Origin of the sequence: Bradyrhizobium arachidis (assembly GCF_024758505.1) — a bacterium.
Classification (GTDB): Bacteria; Pseudomonadota; Alphaproteobacteria; order Rhizobiales; family Xanthobacteraceae; genus Bradyrhizobium; species Bradyrhizobium manausense_C.
On the sequence record NZ_CP077970.1, the window covers coordinates 8,003,629 to 8,025,830 of the forward strand.

Genomic DNA, 22,202 nt, shown 5'->3' on the forward strand with positions numbered 1-22,202 from the left:
ATCGGGCGTCTTCAGTCGTCCACCTCCGGGCGCGGCACCAGCCGATCAGTTCAAGGTCGGCCGCGAACCGCCCGTCGCCCAATCGAGAAGCTCAATCGTGTGCACGACCGGAACTGACGTGCCGCCGGCAATCTGCACCATGCAGCCGATATTGCCCGCAGCGATCATGTCCGGCTTGACGCTCGCGATGTTGGCGACCTTGCGATCACGCAACCTGCCCGCAAGGTCGGGCTGGAGAATGTTGTAAGTCCCCGCCGAACCGCAACACAAATGGCTCTCCGGGACATCTTTCACCACGAATCCATTCTTGGAAAGCAATTCTTTCGGAAGCTCTCTGATTTTCTGTCCGTGCTGCAGTGAACAAGCCGAGTGATACGCAACGACGACGTTGTCCTGCCAGTCGTCTCGCCGCGTCGTTGTCTGAAGCGGCAGGCCAGCGACATATTCGGTGATGTCCTTTGCAAGCTGCGAGACATGCGCGGCATCAGCCGCGAAGTCGCGGTCCTCGCGCAAGAGATAGCCGTAGTCCTTGACCACCGTGCCGCAGCCGGACGTCGTCACCAGGATGGCGTCGAGCCCTTCCTTTGCGGCTTCGGCGCGCCACGCCGCGACGTTCGCCCGTGCCCGCGCCAGCGCGTCGCCGTCGCGGCCGAGGTGATGGGTCAGCGCGCCGCAGCATTGCTCGTCCTTGACCAGCACGACCTCGACGCCGTGGCGGGTCAGGAGGTTGATCGCCGCCTGGTTGATGCGCGGCGCCAGCACCTGCTGGGCGCAACCTTGCAACAGCGCAACCCGGCCGCGCTTCTTGCCGAGCGGCGCAAAGACACTGCCGGCGGCAGGCCCGGGCTTCGGCAAACGGCCGGGTGCGAGCGCGAGCATCGCCTTGAGCCGCGAGGTCAGGCCGGGCGTGGCCGATGGCGGCGGTGACGGCAAGAGCACAGCGAACGGCCGGGCGAGCCGCGCCAGCCACATGCCGGCGCGGAAGCGCCCCGGATCCGGCAGGACGAAGGCGAGCACGGCGCGCAACAGCCGTTCCGCAACCGGCCTCTGATAGCGCTCCTCGATCCTGACCCGGGCCTGGTCGACGAGGTGCATGTAGTTCACCCCTGAGGGGCAGGTGGTCACGCAGGCAAGGCACGACAGGCAGCGGTCGATATGCTTGACCACGTCGGCCGTGGGCGCCTGGTCCTTCTCCAGCATCTCCTTGATCAGGTAGATGCGGCCGCGCGGGCTATCGAGCTCGTCGCCGAGCAGCACATAGGTCGGACAGGTCGCGGTGCAGAAGCCGCAATGCACGCAGGCGCGCAGGATCTTGTCGGCTTCCGCGATATCGGGATCGGCGAGCTGTGCCAGTGAGAATTCGGTCTTCATGCCGCCGCCGCGCCGCGCGTCAAGCGCCCCCGGTTGAGGATGGTCTTCGGATCAAAACTCGCCCGCACCCGTTCGCTCAGGGCGGCGATGCCTGACGGCTGCGGATGGAACACCGCGACGCTGCGCCTGACGTCCTCGCTGGCGCGAACCAGCATGGCGTGACCGCCGACGGCGTCCGCGCGGCGGCGCACCGCGGCCGCATGCGCATCGGCGTTCGGCGGCAGCGCCGCCCAGACCAGCCCGCCGCCCCAATCGTAGAGCACGTCGCCGCCGGTCTCGCGCGCCAATTGCTGGCCGAGCGTTCCGCCCGAGGCCGGCGGACAGACGATCCGCCACACCGGCCAGGCGCCGAGCGCGCCGTTGGCGGCGAACGGCAGCACGTCGCGGATCGCGGCCCAGAGCGTCGCCGAGACGTCGTCCTCGACCACCACCGCGGTTCCAAACGGCGCCAGCAATTCGCGCAGCGATGCGGCACGGTGGGCGGCGGAGGCTGTGATGCCCTCGAGCCGCAGCACCGTCAACGCCTCGCCCTGCGAGGCGATCGCGCCCAACCCCTCGGTCTTGGCCCGGAACGCCGACTTCGGCAGGTGGGCGGCACCGGAGACGTCGAACGGCGACCCCAGTGCAGACGTCATCGCCTTGTTGGCGGCGGCATCGTCCAGGCCGCGCAAGAGCAACGTCCGCTCGGCCTCGGGTTTTGGCATGACCTTCAGCGTCACCTCGGTCATGACCGACAGCGTGCCCCACGACCCCGCCAGCAATTTGCAGAGATCGTAGCCGGTGACGTTCTTCACCACCCTGCCGCCGGTCTTGAAGCTATCGCCAAAACCGGAAACCGCGTGCGCGCCGAGGAGATGATCGCGCGCCCCGCCCGCCCGGATGCGCCGCGGCCCGGCAAGGCCGACGCCGATCATGCCGCCGATCGTGCCGTGGCCGGGCGCGCCCAGGAGCGGCGCCGTATTCATCGGCTCGAAGGCAAATTGCTGGTTCTTGGAATCGATCAGTGACGTCACGTCGGCCAGCGGCGCGCCGGCCTGGACCGTGATGATCAGCTCGTTGGGCTCATATGAGCTCACGGCGTTGAGCGCGGAGACGTCGAGCACGGCGTTGGTGGCCATGGCATGGCCGATTCCGCGCTTGCTGCCATGGCCGATGATCTCGAGCGGCTGCTCGTTGGCAATCGCCGCGCGCACCACCTCTTCGACGTCTTTGGCGTCTCGTACCCTGAGCGTATCCACGGGAAAAGGCGGTAGCGAAATTCGCGGCGGAAATCAATTCGCGCGCGACTGGGGAGAGCCCTTGATGCGGCGCGGAAGGAAGCGCGATCGACACCCCTTCAGCCGACCGCGCCGCATCTCGCCAACCCGCCCGGCGCGACATCCTCAGTTCGATCATGATCGAAACATCTCCGTCCAAATTTCGTCTTTGATCGAACTGTTCCTGGACACCAAGAGGAGTTCAATCATGAACCAGCACGCAATGGACCAGCGCACCATCGGAGAAGCGACCACAGGCGGCGGCCTTCTGGTCGTGGCGCAGTGGGAAGCCAAGGAAGGACAGGCCGACAACGTCGCCAAAATCCTGCGCGACTTCCTCCCGCAGGCGCAGAGCGAGCCCGGCGCGAAGCTGTTCCTGATCAGCCGCGCCAACGACAACCCGGCGCAGTTCCTGTTCTACGAGCTGTTCCGCGACGAAACCGCCTTCAGGGCGCATCAGGAGAGCGCGCATTTCAAGACCTACATCGCCGGCCAGGCGCTGCAGCTGCTGGCAAAACGCGAGCGCACGCAATACGCGCTGATGTAGTAACGGGCTCGCACGCCGCGGTTCGGACCGGACCGCGGCGTCGCGCGACTAGATGATCGCGCGCAGCGGCGATTTGCGCAGGAGCAACGCCGAGACGGCCAGGCTCCCGATCGCGGCCAGCATCGTCAGCAGCAGCGCCTTCGTGAGTGCGAACAGCGGCAGCGCATGCAGGAGCAGAGCGAAGCCGATCAGGATCGGCGGATGGATCAGGTAGACGCCGAAGGCGTTGTCCGAGAGCCATTTGGCGACCGGGCCCTGCGCATCAAAACGACGACGGTAGACGGCCAGCATCACGAGACCCATACCGACGCAGACCAGCGCTTCCCACAGGCATTTTCCGGCGCTGACGAGGTTGACCCCACCCGCATAGAGCGCCGTGTCGCCGTGCAGGCCGCCGCCGAACAGCACGAGCGCCGCGAACAGCGGCGCAGAGAGCGACAGCGCGAGCAGTCCCCACCGGATGCAGGAGCGTTCGGCGACGCCAAGCATCCAATTGCCGCGATAGCCGAGGCTGCCAGCTGCGAACATGAGAACATATTGCGGGATGTCGCCGGGGTGAACGTTGAACACGGAGGCATCGGCGTGGACCGCAATGCGGACGGCAAACGCGCTGGCCGCCATTGCCGCACTGAACAGGACGATTCCCCAGCCGCGCAGCGCGAGTTGCGGTTCGCACCATCCGGTGCGGCGGATCAGGCCATACAGCAGCGAGACCAGCAGCAACACTGCGCAGAACCACATCGGCCCCGTCTCGGAGAGCCACTCGCCATCCTCCAGATGGGTCAGCCACTGATGGCCGAAGCCGCCCTTCCCCCAGGTTTGCGACAGGAAATACTGCGTGAGCGGCCCTATCACGAACATGAAGAGCAGCGTCGGCAGACCAAGCCGGACCAACCGATCGCGGACGAAGGTCGCAAGGCCCTTTCGATCGAAGGACGCAGCGGCGAAATAACCGGCGATGAAAAACAGCGCCGCCATGAAGAAGGCCTGAAGGAAGCTCTGGTAGACGCCAAAGAAAAGCGCCGTAGCAAACCCCGTCGCCTGCCGGTCCACATAGTACCAATTACCGAACGGGCTGTAGGTGTCGGATGCATGCATGCTCAGCACGAGCAGAATCATGCTCCAACGAATGTTGTCGATGAACAGGAGCCGCGACGCAGGGCGCGACTCCATCGCGGCGCCTATCGGATCGTCCGCCATGCCGACTCCAGGACCGACATAAGGGCCGACATGCCGACCGCCTCAGAACCTTGGAATATCCGGGAACGCCAGCTTACCCGCGTGGACATGCATGCGGCCGAGCTCGGCGCAGCGGTGCAGCGTCGGAAACACCTTTCCCGGATTGAGCAGGCCCTGCGCGTCGAAGGCGCATTTCAGCCGCTGCTGCTGGTTCAGGTCTACTTCCGAAAACATCTCCGGCATCAGGTCGCGCTTCTCGATGCCGACGCCGTGCTCGCCGGTGAGCACGCCGCCAAACTCGACGCAGGCCCGCAGGATGTCGGCGCCAAAGGCCTCGGCGCGTTCGATCTCGCCGGGCTTGTTGGCATCGTAGAGAATGAGCGGATGCAGATTGCCGTCGCCGGCATGGAACACGTTTGCGCAGCCGAGCTGGTACTTTTCGGAGAGTTCGCGGATCCGCGCCAGCGCCTTGGGCAGCGCACCGCGCGGGATGGTGCCGTCCATGCAGAGATAATCGGGCGAGATGCGACCCACGGCCGGGAAAGCCGCCTTGCGGCCGGCCCAGAACAGATTGCGCTCGGCTTCCGAGGTCGAGATCTGGCAGGTGGTCGAGCCGCAGGCTTGCGCGATCGCCTCCACGCGCTTGATCAGTTCGTCGACCTCGATCGCGGGACCGTCGAGCTCGATGATGAGGAGCGCTTCCACATCGAGCGGATAGCCGGCATGGACAAAAGCCTCCGCCGCGTGGATCGCGGGCTTGTCCATCATCTCCATGCCGCCGGGAATGATGCCGGCGCCGATGATGCGGGCCACGCATTCGCCGGCCGCCTCCACTTCGGCGAAGCCGACCATCAACGCGCGCGCCGTCTCGGGCTTCTGAAGGATGCGCACCGTGATCTCGGTGATGACGCCGAGCAGGCCTTCCGAGCCGGTGATGACGCCCATCAGGTCGTAGCCGGCGTTCTCGGCCGACTTGCCGCCGATCCGCAAGATCTCGCCGCTCATCAGCACGATCTCGCAGCCCAGCACGTTGTTGGTGGTCATGCCGTATTTCAGGCAATGCACGCCGCCGGAATTTTCCGCGACGTTGCCGCCGATCGAGCAGGCGATCTGTGAGGACGGGTCGGGCGCATAGTAGAAGCCGGCATGCGCGACCGCCTGGCTGATCGCGAGATTGGTGACGCCGGGTTCGGTGACGACGACGCGGTTGTCGAAATCGATTTCGCGGATGCGCTTGAACTTTCCGAGCCCCAGGAGCACGCCGTCCTCGAGCGGCAGCGCGCCGCCCGACAGCGACGTGCCGGACCCGCGCGGCACCACCTTGATGCCCTCGGCGGCACAATATTTCAGAACCAGCGACACCTGCTCGGTGGTGTCAGGGAGCACGACAACCATGGGCGGCTGCCGATAGGCCGTGAGCCCGTCGGACTCATAGACCCGCATCTCCGCCGGACTGTCGATCACGCCCTCGCCCGGCACGATCGCGCGAAGAGCGGCAACGATCTCACTGCGGCGCGCCAGGACCGCGGTGTCGCTCGCAGGCATCATGATGGCCATAGTCAGAAACTCTCCTCGCCGGCGCAATTTGTGCCGACAAATCAATCATGTCCGCAAGGCTTTGGGCAAGGCCTTGGGCAAGTCTCTGAGTAAGGCTTTGGGATGGTCATCCGAAGGTCCCATTGCTTTGTTGCAGCGCAAGTTCTCTCTGGGGCAAGTCTGGCATCGTGAAACCTGCCAAGGTTTCACGGCTTGTCCACGTACAGCGGACCTGCCAAAACCACGACCCTCAATCTGACCCCGGGAAGAGACGAAGAGCATCCTATGACAAAACTGACTTTGGGCGCACTGGTTGCCCTCGCCATGACCGCCGCAGCATCCAGCGCCATTTCTTCCAGTGCCATGGCGCAGGACGCCGCAGCCGGCAAGACGTCGTTCAACAAGTGCCTGGCCTGCCACGCCATCGGCGAAGGCGCCAAGAACAAGGTCGGCCCCGAGCTCAACGGCCTCAACGGCCGCAAATCCGGGACTGCGCCGGACTACAGCTATTCGGACGCGAACAAGAATTCCGGCATCACCTGGGACGAGGCGACCTTCAAGGAATACATCAAGGACCCGAAGGCCAAGATCCCCGGCACCAAGATGGCATTCGCCGGCATCAAGAACGAGACGGAGATCAACAATCTCTGGACCTTCATCGCCCAGTACGACAAGGACGGGAAGGTCAAGTAACGACCCAAGGCCCGGCGGCCGCTAATCGGCGGCCGCCGCCATCGGAACGATCCTCGCGATCAGCGCCTCGATCTCGCTCTTGACAAGATCCGGCACCGCGTTCTGCACCATGTGGCCGAGCTCGGGCAGCACGATCAGTTTTGCATTGGCGACCGTCGCGGCAAACGGCCGGGCGTGAATATTGGTCGACACTGTCTTGTCGGGCTCGCCCGCGATGATCACCGTCGGCACCTTGATCTCGCCATAGCGCGGAGCTTGCGCGGCGACGGCCTCCTTCAGCGTCACCAGATCGTAGGCGTTGGCGATGAACTCGCGCGGGCGCAGCAAGAGCGGCGTCGCTGAGTCCCTCACAAATCCATCCGGCATCAGTTGCGGCAGGAAAACGCTTTGCGCGCCGGGATCGAGCAGGAAATAGCCGAGCGGCAGCGTGACCGTGTAGGCGAGCAGAGGGCCGATCACCGGCGTTGCGATGATCCTGTTGTAGCGGCCGACGCCGCCGCGCCAGGGATGGGTCACCGGTGCGAGCATCACGAGGCCCGCGACACGGGCGGGATGATCGAGCGCGAGCCGCGTGCCGAGCGCTCCGCTCCAGGAATGCACCACGAAGATGGCGCGCGCGATGCCGAGCTTGGCAAGCGCCTCGTCGATCATGCGCGCCTGCACGTCGGGCGTGGAATCCGCGCGCCGTGCCCGCGTGCTCCAGCCATGGCCGGGACGATCGATCAGGATCACGCGATGATCCTTTGCCAGGAGATCGCCGAGCGGGCGCCGCATCGCTTCGAGATTGGAGCTCGCGCCATGCAGCATCACGATCGGCGGGCCGGAATCGCGCGGGCCGAGATCGACGACATGCAGCGTTGCGCCGGCCACCTCGACCATCTTACCCGGCGGCGGATATGCGCGCTCGACCGCCCAGACTCCGGCTTGCGTGATCAGCGCCAGCACAGCCAGCGCCGTCACGACGAGAATCATGGTCATGGAGATGGTCCGGGAAAACTTGGGCACACGACAGCTACGGTTCTAACCGATGACAGTTTCGCCCGTCGTCGGTTCCAGGGAAAGTACGGTCTGTGGATAGCGGGGGCATCTTTGACGTTAAAAAGCATAATAGAATCAGCGCCATTCCCGCAGGTTTCGGACCGACGGCATCGGCTTCATGCGACCGTCATCGCCTCGTCCATATAATCGCCACGGTCGGTTCGGCCATCTAGGGGCGGATGGTGCCGATCCTCCACGCGGGCTCCTTAAGGGAACGCGGGAACGACCGGCAGATTGGCCTGGTTTGAACCGGAGATACCTATGAGTGTCAGATCAAACGACGCTGCGATCGACGAGATCGTCGCGAGCTGCAATGGCGATCTGCGCGGTGCCGTGCGGGCGCTGCTGCTGATCAACGAGCATCTCGAAGCCGAACTTGCCAAGCTCTACGCCGCCGCCGCCGACCACAGCCTGGTCGAACGCGGCAACAACGCGCTGCATTAGCGCGCAAGGCGCTTCAGCTCTTTGTCTTGAGCATCACCTGATTGGTGTCGTTTCGAGCATCACCTAGTTGGTGTCGCTCTCGCCGTCCTTCTCTTCGTCGGGATTCACCGGCGGACAGGCACGGATCGTCGAGCGGGCAAGCTTCGCATCGCTCCGGGATCGATAGGGTCCGTCGCCGAACCAGATGTCGCCTGATATGACCGGGTTGCTGGTCACGATCTCACATTTGCCGGTGGCGTGATTGCCGACCACCCAGAACAGGCTATCGGCCAGCCCGACCGTTCCGGTCGCCAGCAGCAGGGCGCCTGCGGCTATCCAGCGTTTCATGGCTTCGCTCCTGCCGTTCATGTCATGCAGGTAAGCCCGCGCACGTCCGAAAGACATCCCTCGACGACGGGACGGATCGCCGCGTGGTTAATCCTTGCACGCCGCAATCGCTCAACAGCGCATCGAATTGGGAATTATTTTCTTGAGCATGATCTTTTCGGAAAACCGCTGCACACTTTTCCGGATCATGCTCTAGATGTCGCGCCCCTCGACCTTCTCGGTCAGCGACTTGACCTGATCGGGGATCTTGTCGAGGTGCGGATTGATGGCGAGCGCCTTGCGATAGGCATCGAGCGCGCGCTTATCGTTGCCGAGTTCCTGCATGATCATGCCGAGACCGGCGAGTGCACCGAAATGGCGGGGCTCGCGGATCAGCACCTGCTGGATGTCGGCGAGCGAGCGGCCGTAATCGTTCTGCATGTAGTAGAGCGTGGCGCGCCGGTTCCAGGCCTCGATATAGTCGGGACGCAACTTGATGACGGAATCGAGCAGCTTGATTGCAATATCGATTTTCTGTGCGTCGACCGCCGCCTTCGCCCGCGTCATCAGGAGTGCGGCGGTGTCGCTCGGGGTCTGGAGCCAGATCGCCCAGATCCGCGCCTCGACATGCTTGGCGCTGGCGTCATCGGGTGCCGCCTTCAGTGCTCCGAACAGGAAATCGAGATTTTTGCTGCGGTCGACCTTCGGCAGCTTGGCGGGCGCCTCCGGCAGCTTCTTCTGCTTGACCGGCGGCCCCTTGGGACCGTCTTGCACAGGGTTTTGCGCAATGGCCGGGGCGACGGCGGCAATCGCGGCTAGAACGACCGCCAGACGGAGGGAGCGTGCCAAGAATCTCACTGTCATGGTGAAAGTCTAAACGCGACAAGCCGCCCTTGCATAGCAAGGACGGCGTCAAAGTCGTGTGAGACCGTGGTCTTGCGGGCCGCGCGCGGGGCCTCAGCCGGGCAAATCAGCCGCTGATCAGCCTTGGCGAGCCTTGAAGCGGCGCTGCACCTTGTTGATCACATAGACCCGGCCCTTGCGGCGGACCAGGCGGTTGGCGCGATGGCGACCGCGCAGCGATTTCAGCGAGTTACGGACCTTCATGGCAGAATCCTGAACGTTCGAAAGGCCGTGTTCGGCACTACCGTTTCGGCACGCGCGAATGTGGCAAAATGAGATTTTTCCCGCCGGCGGACGACCGCCCGGGACGGGGCGGTTTCTAAGCCATGCGACCGGCGAATGTCAATGCGACCGGCCCCCTGCTCCGAGAAATCCTTGAAAACAACCCCACGCAAAGTAGGGAAACGGCCGTTTTCAGGCCGGGAACTCGACCAGGACCTCCCCGGTTGCAACCCGCTCGTCGTTCTGGTTCCGCACCACCATGTCGGTCAGGACCCACCCCAAGCGGGCGGTCGCCTGTTTGGACTTGATGATTCCCGAGGGCTGGATGGTGTCGCCGGGCCGGACCAGTTCGACCCAGCGGGTCTTGAGCCGGCGATGGACGGTTGAAGAAGACGTTGTCGTTAAAAGGAATCTGGAGCCCCGTTCCAATTCCATCGGAGCGAAATGGGCTCCAGCGCAGGAATCGCCAGCGACCAATGCAGCAATGGCGGCTTGCCAAATTCGTTATATGATATAATCAATTTGCGAAACGCGTTGCCGGGAGGACCCAGATGCCGAAACTCAAACTGCCTGACATCGAGAAAGTCATCGCGATCGACATCCACACCCATGCCGAGGAGCCCTGCGGCTGCCATCCCGACGACGGCTATGACGACTTCCAGGCGCAGATGGCGGAGTATTTCAAGTCGCCGAACAAGCATCCGCCAACCGTGCCGGAGACCGCGGCCTACTACCGCTCCAAGAACATCGCGGCCGTGATCTTCCCGGTCGATGCCGAGCGCGAGACCGGCTTCCGCCGTTACAACAATTACGAGATGCTGGAGGTCGCATCCGACCATCTCGACGTCCTCATTCCCTTCGTCTCGATCGACCCGCACAAGGGTAAGCTGGGCGCGCGCGAAGCGCGCAAGCTGATCGAGGAATACGGCGTCCGCGGCTTCAAATTCCATCCGACCATGCAGGGCTTTTACGCCAACGATCGCATGGCCTACCCGCTTTATGAAGAGATCAACAATGGCGGCGCGATCGCGCTGTTCCACACCGGTCAGACCGGTGTCGGGTCAGGCATGCCGGGCGGCATGGGCATGCGACTGAAATACTCCAACCCGATGTACATGGACGACGTCGCGGCCGACTTCCCCGACCTCAAGATCATCCTCGCCCATCCCTCCTTCCCCTGGCAGGAAGAAGCGCTATCGGTCGCGACCCACAAGCCGAACGTCTATATCGACCTGTCGGGCTGGTCGCCGAAATATTTCCCGCCGATCCTTGTGCGCTATATCAACTCGATCCTGCAGGATAAGATGCTCTTCGGCTCGGACTGGCCGGTGATCACGCCGGACAGGTGGCTCTCGGATTTCGCCAAGATCGACATCCGCGAAGAGATCCGGCCGAAGGTGTTGAAGGCGAACGCGAGAAAGCTGCTGGGAATCTAACGAGAGGTCAGCGTGACGATCAAAGCCGTCGTCTTCGACGCCTACGGAACGCTCTACGACATCCAGTCGGTCGCCGAGATCACCGAGGATGCGTTTCCGGGCTACGGCGAGATCATCACGCAGATCTGGCGCATCAAGCAGCTCGAATACACCTGGTTGCGCTCGCTGATGCAGCGCTACCAGGATTTTGCAGCTGTCACGCGCGACTCGCTCGCCTATACGCTCCGTGTGCTCGGCCTTGTCTACGAGCGCGAAGTGTTCGAGCGCGTGATCGAGAAGTATCTTCACCTCGATCTCTATCCGGATGCAACAGCGGCACTTGCGGCCCTGAAGCCGCACAAGCTCGCCATCCTCTCCAACGGCAGCCCGGACATGCTGGACGCACTCGTCCGCAACTCCGGTCTCGATCGGCTGCTCGACGCCGCGATCAGCGTCGATGCGAACAAGATCTTCAAGCCCGCTCCGCAAGCCTACGCGCTGATCGGCGACGTGCTCGGCACGCAGCCCGACGAGGTGCTGTTCGTGTCCTCCAACCCTTGGGACGTCGCGGGCGCAAAAGCGTTCGGGCTCAAGGTCGCCTGGATCGAACGGGTGACGCCCGAGGCCATGGCGCTGGCTTGCGTCGAGAACGAAGTCGTGGCACCGCTGACGATGTTCAGGGCGATCCGGACCCAGATGGACGAGCTCGGGTTCGCACCGGATCACCGTGTTCGCTCTCTCTCCGAACTGCCAGGAATTGTTGCCCGCTCATGAGTCTGGAATCCGTTCGCGCCTTCTTCGCCGAGAAAGCCCCCGAAATATCAGTGATTGAATCGCCGATCAGCTCGGCCACGGTGCCGCTTGCCGCCGAGGCCTATGGCGTCGAGCCCGGCCGCATCGCCAAGACGCTGTCGCTGCGGATTGGCGAGCGCGTGATCCTGATCGTTGCCGCGGGCACGTCGCGGATGGACAACAAGAAGGTGAAGGCGGCGTTCGGCGGCAAGCCGAAGATGCTCGGCCTCGAGGAAGTCGCCGAGATCACCGGGCACGAGGTCGGCGGCGTCTGCCCGTTCGGGCTGAAGGCGCCGCTGCCGATCTATTGCGACGTGTCGCTGAAGGCGTTCGACGTGGTGGTGCCCGCCGCCGGCTCAACCCACAGCGCGGTGCGCATCGCGCCCGATCGCATGGCCGAGCTGGTCGCGGCTGAATGGGTCGACGTCTGCGAGCACAGACCTTGAGCAGCCCAGGATGGGTCCGAAGTTTAGGCGACCTCGCGATCTAGCCGCCCCAACCACAGTAGGGACGGCAGCGATAGCGTCCCCCATGCAAGCCGCCGTGCCAACGGCCCCAGTGCCACCAACGCACTTGGACCGATTCACTCTCCTGCACTGTCGGCTTGGCGGCCCCGGATAAAGGAGTGAGCGGGGCAGCCATTGCAGGTGCACCGAGCGATATCGCACCAATCACGAAAAGCGCCGCAGCAATTCTAGACATGGCATCCCTCCAATCCGCGACCTCCGACCGCAATCAACTTGGCTGACTGCAATTCGTTGCTATGACGGCTTCGGGTCAGGACCGGCCGTCAAACCGCTGTCGCGCCAGAGGTTCAGTTTCGGGTCGTAGTCGGCGCGCCAACTGGGCGGCTGCTTGGCCGCCCGCGACCGACGTCCGCGCCTCTATGACCTAATCGTCCTCATCGTAATAGGGTTGCGGCGGGGGCCGCAGCGGCGGCGCTCTGTTATATTGTGGCGGCGCCGCCCGTCCGCGCGGGATCGGTTGCTGCTGATTGTTGGTTTCGAAGACCGCACGGCAACCATTCGAGAGCTGCGGCGTATTCTGCCGCAGGCACGCGACGATGCGGTTCACGTCGGGGATCTCTGAGCTGCACAGACGCCAGACATCGGGCGTGCAGGCCATCTGCTGTTCCATGGTGCCGCGGTATTCCTGCGCGGAGGCGGCGCTCTGCGCGAGGATGCCGCCGATGATGAGCGCCACACCCAGCGCAATCCGCCCTGTTCGCATGTTCCAGGTCCTTCCGGTTCACCAAATGCTGCTCAATCAATGAGGCACCGGAAGGTTCTGGACCAACAACTAAACGTGAAAGCAGAACGCGCCGCGTTTGGAACCTATTCCACCTTGCCGATCTTCTTCACCGCCGCGATCAGCCGCGCACTGTCCTCCTTGACGAATTTGGCAAACTCCGGCGCATCCTGATAGGCGACGAGACTGCCCGACGCCTCGAACGTCTTGATGACCTCGGGACTCTTCATCACCTGCGCCATCGCTTCGCGGAGCCGGGTGACGATCGGCGCGGGCAGCGCGCTCTGCCCGAACACGCCGGCCCAGATATACATTTCGACGTCCTTGTAGCCGAGCTCCTGGAAGGTCGGCACATCAGGGAAGCTCGCGATGCGTTGCGCCCCGCAATTGCCGAGCACGCGCAGCTTGCCGTCATCGACTTGCGGCTTCAGCGTGCCGGGTGCCGCCGCGATCGCCTGCACCGTGCCGCTGAGGATCGCCGTCAGCGCAGGGCCCGCGCCGCGGAACGGCACGTGCAGCAATTTGATGTCGGCGCTGCTCGCGAACATCTCCATCGCCACATGCAGCGTGCCGTAAGGACCGGACGAGCCATAGGTGATCTGTCCCGGACGCTTCTTTGCATCAGTGACGAAATCCTGCACCGTCTTCCACGGCGCCGATGCCGGCACCGCAAGCAGCGTGGGATCGGCGAGCACGCGCGCGATCGGCGCGAATTGCGAGACTTCATAGGCGACGGGACGATCGAACAGCCGATCGGCCTCGGGCAGCACTGCGAGCGAGGACAGCGTCATCAGAAGCGTGTGGCCGTCCGGCTCGGCGCGAGCCGCCGCCGCATTACCGACGGAGCCGCCGCCACCGCCGGCGCGATTGTCGACGATGACGGCCTTGCCGAGGATGCGCTCCAGCGCGAGCGCGACCGGGCGCGCGGCAAGATCGGCCTGGCCGCCGGCCGGAAACGGCACGATCATGGTGATGTTTCGCGAGGGATAGGCGCCTTGCGCGAAGCTGGTGCGTGAAAGCGCGGTTTGAGCCAGCGGCAGCATTGCCGCCGCGCGCAGGAGATCGCGTCGATTCATCGGATAGCCCCTCCCTCATTTCTTCTTGTTGCGGACGATAGCCTAAAGCATGATCCGGAAAAGTGCGCAGCGGTTTTCCGAAAAGATCATGCTCAAACAAAGAGCTAAGGCGCGATGACGATTCAACCTGGAATCATCGCGCCTTAGCGCAGCGATGCCTGTGAACAAAGGTATCTCTGTGCCGCCTCGATGCGGCGCCGAGCGGCCTGTTTACCTGACGTTATCCCTGTCCGCGCGCGCAGCGGAACGTTGCTTGATGCCTGGCGGTTAGCCGGCTGGGAGTATGTGGGATGAACGAGCTTGGCACCATCGACGGCGCCCTCGACGAGATGCTGGTCAATCTCGCAGGGATCGTGCTGCGGCTTTCAAGTCCGGCCATTACGAACACGCCGGACACTCGGCAGGCGCTGGCGCGCTCCGTCCATCAATATGCGGTCTGCGCATCGCGCTCTGCCGATCCGCGCGTGCACGCGTTGAAGGCACAGTTGGAAGCGACGTTGAAGCCACGTTTGCGGGTCATCGTGAGCAATGGAGCCAAATCGAAGGTGCCGTAGGGTGGGCAAAGCGAAGCGTGCCCACCATCATTCGCCAAACTGCCCTGCAATTTCCCGCATGTTCCCTCCCCAATCAGCAGCAAGAACGCCCTGCTCCACGTAACGACGAAAGCTGCTGTATGGCCAGTCGCTCACGCGCGACACGTGACCATGCTTTACCGGATTGAAGTGAATGTAGTCGACGTGCCGCTCCAGATCCGCATCATCGCGTATCGCATGTTCCCAGTAGCGACGCTGCCAGATGCCCTTCTTACGCTTGACCACCTTGCTTATCGAACGCGACCGAGCCTCCAAGCCTCGTGAAAAGCCGCTCTTGATCAGGCTCCATCGTGACGAGAAATCGCTGTCGTTCTCAGGAAGCTCCCAGATCGCGTGAAGATGGTCTGGCAGGATGCAGATAGCGATTGTCTCGAACGGGCTCCGTTGCTGAGCCGCACGATACGTCTTCCTGAGGCGATCGATCTCATCCACAAGCAAAGTGCTCGATCGGTCTGCGAGAACGATCGTGAAGAAGACCTTGCCCGTTGCTCGACGGTACTGAGGCATCTGTTGGTTTGTCAACGAAAGTGGTGGGCACGCTTCGCTTTGCCCACCCTACGAAGTCTTCGACGTTTTGGCACCCGACTTCGGGCGCCGCTTGCAGGTGAGCGGCAACTTTGCGGCAAGGAAGTCCGCGAGCACCTCGACGCGAAGAGGACGCGGGCCGCCGGGCGGCATCACCAGATGCACGGCGCCTTCCGCCTGCTTCCAGTCCTTCAGGATCACCTCGACCTCGCCGGAGGCAATCGCTTCACCGACGATGAACTCGGGAAGATCGGCGATGCCGAGTCCAGCGACGACCGCAGGCATCACGGCTTCGCCGTTGTTGACGCGAAGCTGCCCCGCCGGCCGCACGCTCGCCTGTTCGCCAGCAGCGTTGGTGTAGTGCCAGACATTCGGCGTGGAGAGATAGGCGTAGCTGAAGCATTTGTGCTCGGCGAGGTGCATCGGATGCGTCGGCCGCCCCTGGCGCTTGAGATAGGACGGCGCCGCCACCGTGTAGCGCGGCATGGTGAAGAGCCGCCGCGCGATCAGCGAAGAGTCCGGCAGCCGCGCGATGCGCAGCGCCGCGTCAAAACCATCGCCGATCAGATCGACGGTCGCATCGCTTAAGTGCAGGTCGACCGACACCTCCGGATAGGCCTGGAAGAATTCCGGCAGCAGCGGCGCCACCGCCTTCACCCCGAACGTCATCGGCACCGCGAGGCGCACGAGGCCGCGCGGTGCGACCGACTGCGCCAGCGCCTCGTTCTCCGCGGCCTCGCCATCGGCGAGCAGGCGCGCCGCCCGGTCGGCGAGTTTGTGCCCGGCATCGGTCAGCGCAAGCCGGCGTGAGGTGCGGTTGAAGAGCCGCGCGCCCAGCCGCTCTTCCAGCCGCGTCACCGCCTTGGAGACCGTCGCCTTGGACATTCCAAGTTCGCCGGCGGCGGCCGCAAACGACCGTAATTCCACGACTTTTGCGAAAATCGCGAGCGCCTCGAAATCCGGGAGTTTTGCCATGGGAACCGTCCGTCAGATGAATTTACAGAAACAATGCGTTTCGACAGTTTCTATTTCTATACCACAGGCGGAGGCTTATCCAAGAGCCATCAGGAATTCAGGAACTGGAGAAATCCAATGACCAAGAAGCTCTCAGGCAAGGTTGCCCTCGTCACCGGCGGCTCGCGCGGCATTGGTGCTGCGTCCGCCCGCGCCCTCGCCGATGAAGGCGCCGACGTCGCCATCAGCTATGTCGCCTCGCCCGACAAGGCCGAAGCCGTGGTCGCGGAATTGACCGCCAAGGGCGTCAAGGCGCGCGCTTACAAGGCAGACCAGGCTTCTTCCGTTGAAGTCGACCAACTCGTGAAGGATGTCGCGAAGGATTTCGGCCGTCTCGACATTCTCATCAATAATGCAGGCGTTGCCGTCGGTGGGCCGATTGGTGACGCCAACACGGATACCGCGGCGCTGGTCCGCCAGGACGCCATCAACGTGCACGGCGTGATCACCGCGATCAGAACGGCGTCGAAGCTGATGGATGACGGTGGACGCATCGTCACCATCGGCTCGGGCATCGCCAGCCGCGCCTCGTTCCCGGGCCTTGCCGATTACGCCGCCACCAAGGCTGCGGTCGTCGGCTACTCGAAGGGCGCAGCGCGCGACCTCGGGCCACGCGGCATCACGGTGAACGTGCTGCAGCCCGGCTCGATCGATACCGACATGAATCCGAAGGACGGCGGCGATTTTGCCGAAGCCCAGCGCACCCAGCACGCGCTGCAGCGTTTCGGCACTGCTGAAGAAATCGCAGCCGGTGTTGTCTTCCTCGCAAGCCCCGAAGCCTCGTTCGTGACAGGCACGGTGCTCAACGTTGATGGCGGCTTTGGCGCCTGATCGACACGACATTCATTCAGTTGAAGGAACTATTCCCATGATCGAACTCAGACCCTTTGCAAAGCTCGGCGGCGCCGATCACGGCTGGCTCAAGGCCAAGCATCACTTCTCCTTCGCGAGCTACTATGACCCCGCCAATGTGAGCCATGGGTCCTTGCGCGTATGGAATGACGACGAGATCGCGCCGAACACGGGCTTTCCCGCCCATCCGCACGCCAACATGGAAATCATCACCTATGTGCGCGAGGGCGCAATCACCCACCAAGACAGCCTCGGCAACAAGGGCCGGACCGAAGCGGGCGATGTGCAGGTGATGAGCGCCGGCAGCGGCATCCGTCACTCCGAATACAATCTCGAGCCGACCAAGACGAAAATCTTCCAGATCTGGATTGAGCCGACCGCGCGCGGCGGCCAGCCCACCTGGGGCTCAAAGCCGTTCCCGAAGGCGGACCGCTCCGGCAAGCTGGTGACGATTGCGAGCGGCGACGAGAACGATACGGACGCGCTGCCGATCCGCGCCAATGCCCGCGTGCTCGCCACCACGCTGAAGGCCGGCGAGAGCGCCGAATACGCCCCGCAGAAGTCGCGGCACCTTTATCTGGTGCCGGCGGCAGGCGCGATCGAGATCAACGGCGTGCGCGTCAATGCCCGCGACGGCGCCGCGATCCGCGACGAGGACAGTTTGAAGATCACGGCTCTGGAGGATTCCGAGCTGGTGCTCGTCGACGCGGCATAACCCCACACAGCGTCATGCCCGGCGCGATCCGGGCATGACGACTAAAATCATTCGAACAACTCACGACTTCAATTCAACGGAGACCACCCATGGCTAAAGTTCTCGTTCTCTACTATTCCGCCTACGGCCACATCGAAGCGATGGCGAATGCGGTTGCCGAAGGCGCGCGCGAAGCCGGCGCGACCGTCGACATCAAGCGCGTGCCCGAGCTCGTGCCGGCCGAAGTCGCAAAGGCATCGTATTACAAGGTCGACCAGGCTGCGCCCGTCGCCAAGATCGATGACCTCGCGAATTACGACGCGATCATCGTCGGCACCGGCACCCGCTTCGGACGGATGTCCTCGCAGATGGCGAACTTCCTGGACCAGGCCGGCGGGCTCTGGGCCAAGGGCGCGTTGCACGGCAAGGTCGGCGGCGCATTCACGTCAAGCGCGACCCAGCATGGCGGCCAGGAGACCACCCTGTTCTCGATCATCACCAACCTCCTGCATTTCGGCATGGTCGTGGTCGGCCTGAATTACGGCTTTGCCGGCCAGATGAAGCTCGACGAGGTCACGGGCGGCGCGCCCTATGGCGCCACCACCATCACCGGCGGCGACGGCAGCCGCCAGCCCAGCGCCAACGAGCTCGCCGGTGCGCGCTATCAAGGACGCGTGATCGCGGAGACCGCGAACAAACTGCATGGCTGATGCGTTCGGGGCGGCATTCTCTTTTGCGGATGCCGCCCCATCTAGCGGTCAGGAGCACCCGACGGCATGGCCGTAATTGAAATTCTCATGATGGCGCAGATGATCCGGCGGCCGGCGCAGGCGCTGGCACGGCGCTGGTATTGCCGCAGCCTGTTCCGCGCCTCGCGCGGCAGGCTGCACTGTACGGGGTGCTCGGGATCGTGACGACCTCGCGCTAGTCAGGCTTCTTCCTGAGCAGTTCGCGGCCAATCGGGCGAACGGCCTCGCTGCGCAGCACGAGCGACGTCGTCACCGCGCCGTATCCTGCGATCCGGTCCACGATCGTCTCAAGGTCTTCCGGCACAGGCACCAGCACCTTCAGCACAAAGCAGTCCTCGCCAGTCACGCGATGGACCTCGATGATGTTCGGAATCTCAGCGAACTTCTTCAGACAGGTCTTGATGTGTTCATGCGAGGTGCGCAGCCGGACCAGCGCCATCAGGCCGAGCCCGAGCGCACGCGGATTCACCCTGGCGCCGTAACCTTCGATGATGCCGGCCTCCTCGAGGCGCTTGACGCGCTCGGAGATTGCCGGCTGCGACAGGCCGACCGCGCGCCCGAGCTCGGACAACGGCACGCGCGCGTTCGCCTGTAGCGCTTCGAGGATCTTCATATCCTTGCTGTCGACGCTCCCGAAACGATCCAACCGAACTCTCCATTCCACCTTGAGATCATCGGCGAACGGGCCGCCCCGCCGATGACTTGCCATGTCATGCGTGACCCGGACCGTCCACACTGCGCACTCAACCAGATATCACGAGACCAGCATGCGCAAAATGATCACCCTTCCCGGCATCGGCGGCTCCGGTGACGCCCACTGGCAGACGCGCTGGGAGCGGACAGAGCCTCGCTTCACCCGCTTCGTACCCGCAAGCTGGGATCAACCTGACCTGGACGACTGGGTGCAGGCGCTGGAGCGCGCCGTGGCTGATAGCGATGAGCCTCCCGTGCTGGTCGCGCACAGCCTCGCCTGCCTGCTGGTGGCACATTGGGCCGCGCGGTCGTCGTCCCCGGTCGCCGGGGCGTTCCTCGTCTCCGTGCCGAATCCTGATGGACCTGCGTTTCCATCAGCAGCGGCCTCGTTTCGATCCGCGCCATCGGCACCGCTGCGCTTTGCCTCGCTCATCGTCGCGAGCAGCGACGATCCCTATGGCGATCTTGCTTATATCAGGCAACACGCACGCGACTGGCATGCGGGGCTGGTCACGGTTGGCGCGCTCGGACACATCAACGCGTCGAGCGGACTTGGCGACTGGGCTCAGGGACGGGGTTTGCTGGAAGCGTTCTGCGCCGGACTTGCGCGCCGATAGGCCGGCGTCATAACCACGGTCTGCAAGCAGCATTGACCCGGCCTTCAGGTGGCGCGGCGGTCTGCCGGAACCCTCTGCACGCCCTTACAAGTCCGGCTTGATCGGATCGCGGAGCGAATCTTGGAAAGTAGGGGATCGTCTCCTATGGGACGCAGGCATTAGGTGGGTTGTCGGTCTGCGCCTGACCGAGAAGCCATATCTCCAATCGCCTTATCGTCTCGGCACGCGATTTTTGCCCGCCTTTTGTGACGAGGTAATAGCCCTCAGGAAGAGGGACTGTTGCGTCGAGAGCGCGGAGGCGACCGCTCGCAAGATGGGGCGCAGCATAGGCGAGATCCATCGCAGCTATGCCCGCACCAGCTAGAGCAGCATCCATAGCCTGGGCTCGGGTCTCGACCACGACGCTCCGATCGGGTGGATCACCGACCCTACCTGATAAGCGCCACCAACGATTCCAATCGCGAAAGCGCGAGCGCGCGCGGATGACGGTACTATTGCTGGAAAGCTCAACGATATGCGGATGTGCGACGGGAAGCAATGTTTCGTTGAACAGGCGAGTTGCCGTGAGGCCTTTCCAATCGCCGAGGCCATGTCGAATAGCACAGTCGAAGTCTTCGTTCGTAAGATCGATCGTCCGGGTCGTCGTCGAGATCGCCAACTCCACATCGGGGTTCAGGTGTTGCCAATCCGGAAGGCGCGGGATCAACCAGTGTGAGGCGAACGTTGCAACAGTGCTGATCCTCAGTTGTCCACGCCGGCGCCGAAGGGGTGTCACGGCTGCTTCGATGCGGTCGAGCGCGTCACCCATAACCATCAGAAGGGATTCGGCGTCTTCTGTCAGTTTGCCGCATCGACCGACTTGGCGGACGAGCGTGACGCCGAGCTGACGCTCCAATTCTGCAATCCTGTGCGACAATGCCGACCGCGTCACGCCAAGCACTTCGGCAGCCTTGGATACGCTTGGTGCCTTCTTTAGCGCCGCGAGTGCCTGCAAGCCCCTTGTCGAAGGTAGATCCATGTCAATGTTCCCCGACACGATGCGTGAATATATCTCACACAATATCCCTTGCGAAGCCGCTACATTCCCGAGCGGAGGTTTGGATGATGACAGCCGTTTTCAGTCAGTTCGCTGCGTACAACCGATGGGCCAATGCTCGCCTTTACGCTGCTGCGCTAGCTCTGCCAGACGAAGCGTATCGGCGTCCGATCGGCGTTTTCTTCGGGAGCCTTCACGGGACGCTTAATCACCTGCTCGTCACAGATCGGCTCTGGCTCCGTCGTCTGACGGGTGAGGGTGAACACCCCGATCGACTCAACGCCATCATCCATGACGATCGGAATGAACTGGCACGTGCCCGTTTTAGGGAAGACGAGCGCCTGATCTCCGTGGTCGAAGCCTATAGCGATAGCGACTTGGATCGGGCGCATGGCTATCAGACGACCAGCGGTCAGCCACACGAGCAGCGGATCGCAGATATCCTCCAGCACCTTTTCAACCACCAGACGCATCATCGCGGTCAAGCACATGCTTGTTGCTCAATTCTAACCGGAAAGGAGCCGCCCTCCCTGGATCTCCTAGCGTTCCAACGAGGGGTCCCGGCGCCTTCAATATCGCTCGACTAAGAAAGCGGTCGCTTCGGTTTACCCCGTCAGTGTCACGCAGGCGAGGAATCTCAAGGCTCATCTTCCCTGCAGAGCTTTCGCTGCCCTGATAGGCGGCCTCCTCGCGGCGTTGCTGAAATTTGGCTGGTCTGGCCAGACGCAACGCTTCCGGGCAGGCCCCGGTTGGATGCTTACGGGATAGAAGCGGACATCAGCCAGCCGACGATCTCCGCTGAAACCGTCGAAAGTGACCCGAAGCGGTCATCTGGCTGTCCCAACTCCAACTCCCACCTTGAAGGTGACAAATTTTCAGACATTGAGAAGAGCGGACGAAAATTGTTGCATGACGTCGGAGTGTACGAATGAGCCCTTCCGGAGCTTTGATCGCGATCCTGCCGTGTAATGACCTTAATGCGTCGGAGCGGTTCTACAATCGACTGGGCTTTGCGCGCCCGGACAGTGAAAGGCCTGCTCCGGGAGAGCCCGACACCTATCGCATGCTGTCGAACGGGAAGGGCGGATATCTACATCTGACGGACGCGGTCGCGGGATGGCTAACGCCGGGCAGAAACCCTTTTGGGCTTTATCTTTACCTCGAGAGTGTTGATGCTGCGGCGCGCGAATTTCAGCAATCACCCGAAGACAAGCCGTGGGGGATGTACGAATTTGCGATCTCGGACCCAGATGAAACGTTGGTCCGTGTCGGTTGGCCAATTCCTCTCCGCACCGGAGCGCAATAATTCGTGTGCAACAGGTCCATCGTGACATTTTGCGTTGCGCTGCCGCACGACCTTGGATGCTATAGGAGCAAAGCGGACGTCTCACCGGTCAAATGAC

At 63.2% G+C, this 22,202-nt stretch carries 29 protein-coding genes; 14 read left to right on the forward strand and 15 right to left on the reverse strand.

What is annotated here, in order from left to right:
- Positions 1-45: 45 nt before the first annotated feature.
- Complete coding sequence (gene glcF, locus KUF59_RS37125; RefSeq protein WP_212460468.1) at positions 46-1,371, reverse strand: glycolate oxidase subunit GlcF; 1,326 nt, start codon at positions 1,369-1,371, stop codon at positions 46-48.
- Positions 1,368-2,609: an FAD-binding protein gene (locus KUF59_RS37130; RefSeq protein WP_212460467.1), complete on the reverse strand. Its 1,242-nt coding sequence runs from the start codon at positions 2,607-2,609 to the stop codon at positions 1,368-1,370. The genes glcF and KUF59_RS37130 overlap by 4 nt, the downstream gene beginning before the upstream one ends.
- Positions 2,610-2,835: 226 nt before the next feature.
- Between KUF59_RS37130 and KUF59_RS37135 the strand changes: the two genes are divergently transcribed.
- On the forward strand, positions 2,836-3,174 hold the full coding sequence (locus KUF59_RS37135) for a putative quinol monooxygenase (protein ID WP_212460466.1): 339 nt from the start codon (positions 2,836-2,838) through the stop codon (positions 3,172-3,174).
- 48 nt (positions 3,175-3,222) lie between these two features.
- Here KUF59_RS37135 and KUF59_RS37140 read toward each other — a convergent pair whose 3' ends face one another.
- Both KUF59_RS37140 and KUF59_RS37145 read right to left on the reverse strand, forming a co-directional pair.
- Positions 3,223-4,374 carry an acyltransferase family protein gene (locus KUF59_RS37140; RefSeq protein WP_212460465.1) on the reverse strand — a complete coding sequence of 384 codons (1,152 nt, stop codon included), beginning with the start codon at positions 4,372-4,374 and terminating at the stop codon, positions 3,223-3,225.
- Positions 4,375-4,416: 42 nt separating this feature from the next.
- Entirely contained in the window at positions 4,417-5,910 is a 1,494-nt protein-coding gene (locus KUF59_RS37145; protein ID WP_212460464.1) for an FAD-linked oxidase C-terminal domain-containing protein, read from the reverse strand.
- 264 nt (positions 5,911-6,174) lie between these two features.
- Here KUF59_RS37145 and cycA point away from each other — a divergent pair, with 264 nt between their 5' ends.
- The gene (gene cycA / locus KUF59_RS37150; protein WP_212460463.1) at positions 6,175-6,582 is read left to right on the forward strand and encodes a cytochrome c-550 CycA; all 408 of its coding nucleotides are present in this window, start codon (positions 6,175-6,177) and stop codon (positions 6,580-6,582) included.
- A gap of 21 nt (positions 6,583-6,603) precedes the next feature.
- Here cycA and KUF59_RS37155 read toward each other — a convergent pair whose 3' ends face one another.
- Positions 6,604-7,560, reverse strand: coding sequence for an alpha/beta fold hydrolase (locus KUF59_RS37155; RefSeq protein ID WP_212460462.1), 957 nt, complete (start codon positions 7,558-7,560; stop codon positions 6,604-6,606).
- Positions 7,561-7,881: 321 nt separating this feature from the next.
- On the opposite strand from KUF59_RS37155, the gene KUF59_RS37160 reads away from it, so the two are divergent.
- Positions 7,882-8,064 carry a hypothetical protein gene (locus KUF59_RS37160; RefSeq protein ID WP_212460461.1) on the forward strand — a complete coding sequence of 61 codons (183 nt, stop codon included), beginning with the start codon at positions 7,882-7,884 and terminating at the stop codon, positions 8,062-8,064.
- 63 nt (positions 8,065-8,127) lie between these two features.
- On the opposite strand, the gene KUF59_RS37165 is transcribed toward KUF59_RS37160, so the two are convergent.
- The 4 genes from KUF59_RS37165 to KUF59_RS37180 all read right to left on the reverse strand — a co-directional run bounded on the left by KUF59_RS37165 (position 8,128) and on the right by KUF59_RS37180 (position 9,930).
- Entirely contained in the window at positions 8,128-8,391 is a 264-nt protein-coding gene (locus tag KUF59_RS37165) for a hypothetical protein (RefSeq protein WP_212460460.1), read from the reverse strand.
- Positions 8,392-8,583: 192 nt separating this feature from the next.
- Positions 8,584-9,234 carry a tetratricopeptide repeat protein gene (locus tag KUF59_RS37170; RefSeq protein ID WP_212460459.1) on the reverse strand — a complete coding sequence of 217 codons (651 nt, stop codon included), beginning with the start codon at positions 9,232-9,234 and terminating at the stop codon, positions 8,584-8,586.
- A gap of 117 nt (positions 9,235-9,351) precedes the next feature.
- Positions 9,352-9,477: a type B 50S ribosomal protein L36 gene (gene ykgO, locus KUF59_RS37175; RefSeq protein ID WP_006611362.1), complete on the reverse strand. Its 126-nt coding sequence runs from the start codon at positions 9,475-9,477 to the stop codon at positions 9,352-9,354.
- A 210-nt stretch (positions 9,478-9,687) separates the two neighbouring features.
- On the reverse strand, positions 9,688-9,930 hold the full coding sequence (locus KUF59_RS37180) for a MaoC family dehydratase (RefSeq protein WP_212460458.1): 243 nt from the start codon (positions 9,928-9,930) through the stop codon (positions 9,688-9,690).
- A gap of 116 nt (positions 9,931-10,046) precedes the next feature.
- Between KUF59_RS37180 and KUF59_RS37185 the strand changes: the two genes are divergently transcribed.
- The 3 genes from KUF59_RS37185 to KUF59_RS37195 are packed head-to-tail and all read left to right on the forward strand — an operon-like array spanning position 10,047 to position 12,148.
- Positions 10,047-10,931: an amidohydrolase family protein gene (locus KUF59_RS37185; protein ID WP_212460457.1), complete on the forward strand. Its 885-nt coding sequence runs from the start codon at positions 10,047-10,049 to the stop codon at positions 10,929-10,931.
- A 12-nt stretch (positions 10,932-10,943) separates the two neighbouring features.
- The gene (locus KUF59_RS37190) at positions 10,944-11,684 is read left to right on the forward strand and encodes a haloacid dehalogenase type II (RefSeq protein WP_212460456.1); all 741 of its coding nucleotides are present in this window, start codon (positions 10,944-10,946) and stop codon (positions 11,682-11,684) included.
- A complete protein-coding gene (locus tag KUF59_RS37195) occupies positions 11,681-12,148 on the forward strand; it encodes a YbaK/EbsC family protein (protein ID WP_212460455.1) in 468 nt (155 codons plus the stop codon). The genes KUF59_RS37190 and KUF59_RS37195 overlap by 4 nt, the downstream gene beginning before the upstream one ends.
- Before the next feature lie 445 nt (positions 12,149-12,593).
- On the opposite strand, the gene KUF59_RS37200 is transcribed toward KUF59_RS37195, so the two are convergent.
- Both KUF59_RS37200 and KUF59_RS37205 read right to left on the reverse strand, forming a co-directional pair.
- On the reverse strand, positions 12,594-12,932 hold the full coding sequence (locus KUF59_RS37200; protein ID WP_212460454.1) for a hypothetical protein: 339 nt from the start codon (positions 12,930-12,932) through the stop codon (positions 12,594-12,596).
- A gap of 104 nt (positions 12,933-13,036) precedes the next feature.
- Positions 13,037-14,026 (reverse strand): Bug family tripartite tricarboxylate transporter substrate binding protein, encoded by a 990-nt coding sequence (locus KUF59_RS37205; RefSeq protein WP_212460453.1) that lies wholly within the window; start codon positions 14,024-14,026, stop codon positions 13,037-13,039.
- Between the two features lie 290 nt (positions 14,027-14,316).
- On the opposite strand from KUF59_RS37205, the gene KUF59_RS37210 reads away from it, so the two are divergent.
- Entirely contained in the window at positions 14,317-14,580 is a 264-nt protein-coding gene (locus KUF59_RS37210) for a hypothetical protein (RefSeq protein ID WP_212460452.1), read from the forward strand.
- Positions 14,581-14,607: 27 nt separating this feature from the next.
- On the opposite strand, the gene KUF59_RS37215 is transcribed toward KUF59_RS37210, so the two are convergent.
- Positions 14,608-15,126 carry an REP-associated tyrosine transposase gene (locus KUF59_RS37215; protein ID WP_212460451.1) on the reverse strand — a complete coding sequence of 173 codons (519 nt, stop codon included), beginning with the start codon at positions 15,124-15,126 and terminating at the stop codon, positions 14,608-14,610.
- 48 nt (positions 15,127-15,174) lie between these two features.
- Complete coding sequence (locus tag KUF59_RS37220) at positions 15,175-16,119, reverse strand: LysR family transcriptional regulator (protein ID WP_212460450.1); 945 nt, start codon at positions 16,117-16,119, stop codon at positions 15,175-15,177.
- Between the two features lie 117 nt (positions 16,120-16,236).
- Here KUF59_RS37220 and KUF59_RS37225 point away from each other — a divergent pair, with 117 nt between their 5' ends.
- The 4 genes from KUF59_RS37225 to KUF59_RS37240 all read left to right on the forward strand — a co-directional run bounded on the left by KUF59_RS37225 (position 16,237) and on the right by KUF59_RS37240 (position 18,618).
- Entirely contained in the window at positions 16,237-16,989 is a 753-nt protein-coding gene (locus KUF59_RS37225; RefSeq protein WP_212460449.1) for an SDR family NAD(P)-dependent oxidoreductase, read from the forward strand.
- A gap of 37 nt (positions 16,990-17,026) precedes the next feature.
- Entirely contained in the window at positions 17,027-17,725 is a 699-nt protein-coding gene (locus tag KUF59_RS37230; protein WP_212460448.1) for a pirin family protein, read from the forward strand.
- Positions 17,726-17,814: 89 nt separating this feature from the next.
- On the forward strand, positions 17,815-18,414 hold the full coding sequence (gene wrbA, locus KUF59_RS37235; RefSeq protein WP_212460447.1) for an NAD(P)H:quinone oxidoreductase: 600 nt from the start codon (positions 17,815-17,817) through the stop codon (positions 18,412-18,414).
- 66 nt (positions 18,415-18,480) lie between these two features.
- Positions 18,481-18,618, forward strand: coding sequence for a hypothetical protein (locus tag KUF59_RS37240; RefSeq protein WP_212460446.1), 138 nt, complete (start codon positions 18,481-18,483; stop codon positions 18,616-18,618).
- A 10-nt stretch (positions 18,619-18,628) separates the two neighbouring features.
- Here KUF59_RS37240 and KUF59_RS37245 read toward each other — a convergent pair whose 3' ends face one another.
- Positions 18,629-19,099, reverse strand: a complete 471-nt coding sequence (locus KUF59_RS37245; RefSeq protein WP_212460445.1) for an Lrp/AsnC family transcriptional regulator — start codon at positions 19,097-19,099, stop codon at positions 18,629-18,631.
- Between the two features lie 121 nt (positions 19,100-19,220).
- Between KUF59_RS37245 and KUF59_RS37250 the strand changes: the two genes are divergently transcribed.
- On the forward strand, positions 19,221-19,763 hold the full coding sequence (locus KUF59_RS37250; protein ID WP_212460444.1) for an RBBP9/YdeN family alpha/beta hydrolase: 543 nt from the start codon (positions 19,221-19,223) through the stop codon (positions 19,761-19,763).
- A 142-nt stretch (positions 19,764-19,905) separates the two neighbouring features.
- Here the strand turns inward: KUF59_RS37250 and KUF59_RS37255 are convergent, their stop codons facing one another.
- Positions 19,906-20,781, reverse strand: coding sequence for a LysR substrate-binding domain-containing protein (locus KUF59_RS37255; protein WP_249140548.1), 876 nt, complete (start codon positions 20,779-20,781; stop codon positions 19,906-19,908).
- 86 nt (positions 20,782-20,867) lie between these two features.
- Here KUF59_RS37255 and KUF59_RS37260 point away from each other — a divergent pair, with 86 nt between their 5' ends.
- The gene (locus tag KUF59_RS37260; RefSeq protein WP_309501009.1) at positions 20,868-21,386 is read left to right on the forward strand and encodes a DinB family protein; all 519 of its coding nucleotides are present in this window, start codon (positions 20,868-20,870) and stop codon (positions 21,384-21,386) included.
- Positions 21,387-21,727: 341 nt separating this feature from the next.
- Positions 21,728-22,105 (forward strand): VOC family protein, encoded by a 378-nt coding sequence (locus tag KUF59_RS37265; protein ID WP_212460441.1) that lies wholly within the window; start codon positions 21,728-21,730, stop codon positions 22,103-22,105.
- Positions 22,106-22,202 lie beyond the last annotated feature (97 nt).

Bases quoted from the DNA above. Each gene is read 5' to 3' on its own strand.
- KUF59_RS37165 (WP_212460460.1), bottom strand. From the start codon at position 8,391: ATGAAACGCTGGATAGCCGCAGGCGCCCTGCTGCTGGCGACCGGAACG.
- KUF59_RS37170 (WP_212460459.1), bottom strand. From the start codon at position 9,234: ATGACAGTGAGATTCTTGGCACGCTCCCTCCGTCTGGCGGTCGTTCTA.
- KUF59_RS37225 (WP_212460449.1), top strand. From the start codon at position 16,237: ATGACCAAGAAGCTCTCAGGCAAGGTTGCCCTCGTCACCGGCGGCTCG.
- KUF59_RS37155 (WP_212460462.1), bottom strand. From the start codon at position 7,560: ATGACCATGATTCTCGTCGTGACGGCGCTGGCTGTGCTGGCGCTGATC.
- KUF59_RS37255 (WP_249140548.1), bottom strand. From the start codon at position 20,781: ATGGATCTACCTTCGACAAGGGGCTTGCAGGCACTCGCGGCGCTAAAG.
- KUF59_RS37230 (WP_212460448.1), top strand. From the start codon at position 17,027: ATGATCGAACTCAGACCCTTTGCAAAGCTCGGCGGCGCCGATCACGGC.
- KUF59_RS37135 (WP_212460466.1), top strand. From the start codon at position 2,836: ATGAACCAGCACGCAATGGACCAGCGCACCATCGGAGAAGCGACCACA.
- KUF59_RS37220 (WP_212460450.1), bottom strand. From the start codon at position 16,119: ATGGCAAAACTCCCGGATTTCGAGGCGCTCGCGATTTTCGCAAAAGTC.
- KUF59_RS37180 (WP_212460458.1), bottom strand. From the start codon at position 9,930: ATGGAATTGGAACGGGGCTCCAGATTCCTTTTAACGACAACGTCTTCT.
- KUF59_RS37185 (WP_212460457.1), top strand. From the start codon at position 10,047: ATGCCGAAACTCAAACTGCCTGACATCGAGAAAGTCATCGCGATCGAC.
- KUF59_RS37195 (WP_212460455.1), top strand. From the start codon at position 11,681: ATGAGTCTGGAATCCGTTCGCGCCTTCTTCGCCGAGAAAGCCCCCGAA.
- KUF59_RS37210 (WP_212460452.1), top strand. From the start codon at position 14,317: ATGAACGAGCTTGGCACCATCGACGGCGCCCTCGACGAGATGCTGGTC.
- KUF59_RS37145 (WP_212460464.1), bottom strand. From the start codon at position 5,910: ATGGCCATCATGATGCCTGCGAGCGACACCGCGGTCCTGGCGCGCCGC.
- glcF (WP_212460468.1), bottom strand. From the start codon at position 1,371: ATGAAGACCGAATTCTCACTGGCACAGCTCGCCGATCCCGATATCGCG.
- KUF59_RS37215 (WP_212460451.1), bottom strand. From the start codon at position 15,126: ATGCCTCAGTACCGTCGAGCAACGGGCAAGGTCTTCTTCACGATCGTT.
- KUF59_RS37200 (WP_212460454.1), bottom strand. From the start codon at position 12,932: ATGCGAACAGGGCGGATTGCGCTGGGTGTGGCGCTCATCATCGGCGGC.
- ykgO (WP_006611362.1), bottom strand. From the start codon at position 9,477: ATGAAGGTCCGTAACTCGCTGAAATCGCTGCGCGGTCGCCATCGCGCC.
- KUF59_RS37160 (WP_212460461.1), top strand. From the start codon at position 7,882: ATGAGTGTCAGATCAAACGACGCTGCGATCGACGAGATCGTCGCGAGC.
- KUF59_RS37260 (WP_309501009.1), top strand. From the start codon at position 20,868: ATGACAGCCGTTTTCAGTCAGTTCGCTGCGTACAACCGATGGGCCAAT.
- KUF59_RS37250 (WP_212460444.1), top strand. From the start codon at position 19,221: ATGCGCAAAATGATCACCCTTCCCGGCATCGGCGGCTCCGGTGACGCC.
- KUF59_RS37240 (WP_212460446.1), top strand. From the start codon at position 18,481: ATGGCCGTAATTGAAATTCTCATGATGGCGCAGATGATCCGGCGGCCG.
- KUF59_RS37205 (WP_212460453.1), bottom strand. From the start codon at position 14,026: ATGAATCGACGCGATCTCCTGCGCGCGGCGGCAATGCTGCCGCTGGCT.
- cycA (WP_212460463.1), top strand. From the start codon at position 6,175: ATGACAAAACTGACTTTGGGCGCACTGGTTGCCCTCGCCATGACCGCC.
- KUF59_RS37140 (WP_212460465.1), bottom strand. From the start codon at position 4,374: ATGGCGGACGATCCGATAGGCGCCGCGATGGAGTCGCGCCCTGCGTCG.
- wrbA (WP_212460447.1), top strand. From the start codon at position 17,815: ATGGCTAAAGTTCTCGTTCTCTACTATTCCGCCTACGGCCACATCGAA.
- KUF59_RS37265 (WP_212460441.1), top strand. From the start codon at position 21,728: ATGAGCCCTTCCGGAGCTTTGATCGCGATCCTGCCGTGTAATGACCTT.